Raw genomic sequence first — 3480 nt, forward strand, 5'->3', positions numbered from 1 at the left:
ACGCATTCCGAATCGATGAACGCCTCGTGCATTCCGGCCGAAACCCGGGATTCGAAGCCGCGTCCCTCGATGGTCAGCGCAAACGTGCCCTGCACTTCTTCGCACGCCCGCACGCAGCGCGAGCAGACGATGCATTGCGAGGCATCATAGGTGAAATAGGGGTTGGATTCGTCGCGGGCGATGTAATCGACTGCCAGCGAGCCATGGCCGGGCGCCACGCCACCTTCCGGCTTGACGTGGTTGCGGCCCTCGATGCCGTAGCGGTTCTCGGTCAGGCCGATCGACTTCGCCACCGCGTCGAACTCGCTGGCGCCGGTTCCGGCCTGTTCGTTCCAGCCGGTCGGATGGTCGGAGACATAGAGCTCCATGACGCCACGGCGAATGGCATCGAGCCGCTCGGTCTGCGTGCGCACGATCATGCCTTCGCCGACAGGCGTCGTGCAGGATGCCGGCGTGCCGCCGCGTCCTTCGATCTCCACAAGGCAGACACGGCACGAACCGAAGGAGTCCAGCATGTCGGTGGCGCAGAGCTTCGGGATTTCGACCCCGCCCTCCATCGCGGCACGCATGATCGAGGTGCCTTCCGGCACGGTGATGCTGCGCCCGTCGACGTTCAGCGTGACCTGCTTCTGCGCCTTCGATTGCGGGGTTCCGTAGTCAATCTCTTCGACGAGGGATGGGAAGTCGGCCTTGATGTTCATCTGCCAGCTCCTATTCGGCAGCCACGCGCACGGGCGCGGGCTTGAAGTCGTCGGGGAAATGGGTGATCGAGCTCATCACAGGGTAGGGCGTGAAGCCGCCCAGCGCGCAGAGCGAGCCGAATTTCATCGTGTTGCAGAGGTCGGTGACCAGAGCGAGGTTCTTCTCCGGCTCGATGCCCGCGGCGAGTTTGTCGATGGTCTCGACACCGCGCGTCGAGCCGATGCGGCAGGGCGTGCACTTGCCGCAGCTTTCGATGGCGCAGAATTCCATGGCGAAGCGCGCCTGTTTCAGCATGTCGGCGGTGTCGTCGAACACCACGATACCGGCATGGCCGATCAGCCCGTCCTTGGCCGCGAAGGCTTCATAGTCGAATGGCGTGTCGAACAGCGCGCGCGGGAAATAGGCGCCGAGCGGTCCGCCGACCTGCACTGCCTTGACCGGCCGGCCGGTGGCCGTGCCGCCGCCGATCTCGTCGACGATCTCGCCAAGCGTCATGCCGAAAGCGGCTTCGAACAGCCCTGCAAATTTGACATTGCCGGCGATCTGGACCGGGATCGTGCCGCGCGAGCGGCCCATGCCGAAATCCTTGTAGAAGGCCGCACCCTTGTCCATGATGACGGGCACAGAGGCTAGGCTGATGACGTTGTTGATCACCGTCGGCTTGCCGAACAGCCCCTTATGCGCAGGCAGAGGCGGCTTTGCCCGCACCATGCCGCGCTTGCCCTCGAGCGAATCGAGCAGCGCCGTCTCTTCGCCGCAGACATAGGCGCCGGCGCCGACCCGGATCTCCATGTCGAACGCGTGAGGGGAACCCAGCACGCTGGCGCCAAGAACGCCGGCCTTGCGGGCGATCTCGACGGCCTTGTTCATCGCCGCCACCGCATGCGGATATTCCGAGCGGACATAGACGAAGCCCTTGGTCGCGCCCGTGGCTATACCGGCGATCGTCATGCCTTCGATCAGCACGAAGGGATCGCCCTCCATGATCATGCGGTCGGCGAAAGTGCCGGAGTCGCCTTCATCGGCGTTGCAGACGATGTATTTGCGGTCGCCTGCTGTATCGAGCACCGTCTTCCATTTGATGCCGGTCGGGAAGCCGGCGCCGCCGCGTCCGCGCAGGCCCGATTCGGTCACCTCTGCGACGATGGCGGCAGGCGTCAGCGCCAGCGCGTTCATCAATCCATTCAACCCGCCATGTTTTTTGTAGGATTCGAGCGACAGCGGATCCGTGACGCCGCAGCGCGCGAAAGTCAGCCGCGTCTGCTTGGCCAGGAAGGGGATCTTGTCCGGCGCGCCCAGCCAGCGTTTATGATGGCCGCCGGTAAGGAAGCCGCTGTCGAACAGGCTTTTGACGTCGGACGGTTTGACCGGCCCGTAGGCGATGCGGCCGTTGGCTGTAGCGACTTCGACCATCGGTTCGAGGAAATAGGCGCCGCGCGAACCATTGCGCACGATCTTGGCCTCGATGCCGCGCTCGGCGAGTTCGCCGGCGATCGCCTTGGCGACCTTTTCGGCGCCAAGCGCCAGCGCACCGGAATCGCCGGGAATGTAGATACGCGGGATCATGAGCGCACCTCTGCAACGATCTCGTCGAGCTTCTCGTCATCGAGCCGTCCGATCACCTCGCTATCGAGCATGGCGGCGGGCGAACAGGCGCACAGGCCGAGACAGTAGACCGGCTCCAGCGTCACCGAACCGTCGCGGGTCGTTTCATGAAAGCCGATGCCCAGCAGTTGCTGCAGCTTGGCGGCGATGGCATCCGAACCCATGGACTGGCAGGATTCCGCCTGGCAGAGCTTCAACACATGCCGGCCTGCCGGATGGCTTCGGTAATCGTGATAGAAGCTGACGACGCCGTGCACCTCGGCCCTGGAAATGTTCAGCGCCTCGGCGATGACCGGCAGCGCATCCTTGGGCACATGGCCGAACTCTTCCTGGATGCCGTGGAGGATCGGCAGCAAAGGGCCTTCGAGCCCCTTCATCTCCTGGATGATCGCGGCCGTGCGCGACATAATCTCGGTACTTGCAGGCTGCATTGTCATGCAGCGCCCTCCCTATCGTAGCGACCCACGCATATCGGCCAAAAGCATCAAGCTGTTTTGGAACAACGACATGCGCGTGCCGCTTTATCGCTAAGTGCTTAAGAAATCAGAGAAAACCTCTGAAATCAATAAAGCGGTTTCGTTGTACGATAGAAATTTTCTATCGTTCCGTTTGACTAACCCTGTCTAGCGGAACGGTTGGCATGGAAATCGTCCGCCAGCGCCATTGCCTCGTCCAGCAGCGCCGAGACCAAAGGTGTGTGCGGTTCGCGCGGTGTCGCCACCAGGCCGACCGTGTGGCTGGCGTCAGGTTCGATGATTGGAATGGCGCGGATCGGTTCGGAAAAGCCGAATGTTTCCGCAAGGTTGAGCGGCATGATCGACGACCATTTGCCGGTGCGGATGTGCGAAAACAGCACGATCATCGAATTGGATTCCAGCGTCGGTCGCACCTGCACGCCGGCTTCGGCCAGATGCTGGTCGATGATGCGGCGGTTCTGCATGTCCGGCGTCAACAGGCACAGCGGCAGGTTTGAGAGCTCCGCCCATGTCACTTTGTCGCGGTCGGAATAAGGATTTCCCATCGCGGTGATCAGTTGGTAGCGCTCGTCATAGAGCGGCACGCTGGTCACCCGCCCCAGCGGCTCGTTGTCGAGATAGGTGATGCCGGCATCGATGTCGAAATTGCCGAGCAGCGACAGCACCTCGATTGAGGTCCGCGACAGCACCGAAAAGG

Annotated in this window: 4 protein-coding genes; all 4 read right to left on the bottom strand. The window is 62.6% G+C overall.

Annotated features, from left to right (window positions below):
* Positions 1 to 701, bottom strand: a 701-nt coding sequence (locus EN879_RS28485) for a 2Fe-2S iron-sulfur cluster-binding protein (protein ID WP_127274400.1), incomplete at its 3' end; no start/stop codon positions are given.
* Positions 702 to 711: 10 nt separating this feature from the next.
* Positions 712 to 2268, bottom strand: coding sequence for an NADH-quinone oxidoreductase subunit NuoF (locus EN879_RS28490; protein ID WP_013528012.1), 1557 nt, complete (start codon positions 2266 to 2268; stop codon positions 712 to 714).
* A complete protein-coding gene (locus tag EN879_RS28495; RefSeq protein ID WP_063169925.1) occupies positions 2265 to 2744 on the bottom strand; it encodes a formate dehydrogenase subunit gamma in 480 nt (159 codons plus the stop codon). The genes EN879_RS28490 and EN879_RS28495 overlap by 4 nt, the downstream gene beginning before the upstream one ends.
* Before the next feature lie 176 nt (positions 2745 to 2920).
* Positions 2921 to 3480, bottom strand: a 560-nt coding sequence (locus EN879_RS28500) for a LysR family transcriptional regulator substrate-binding protein (RefSeq protein ID WP_164774627.1), incomplete at its 5' end; no start/stop codon positions are given.

Origin of the sequence: Mesorhizobium sp. M7A.F.Ca.AU.002.02.1.1 (assembly GCF_003998535.1) — a bacterium.
GTDB classification, from domain to species: Bacteria; Pseudomonadota; Alphaproteobacteria; order Rhizobiales; family Rhizobiaceae; genus Mesorhizobium; species Mesorhizobium ciceri.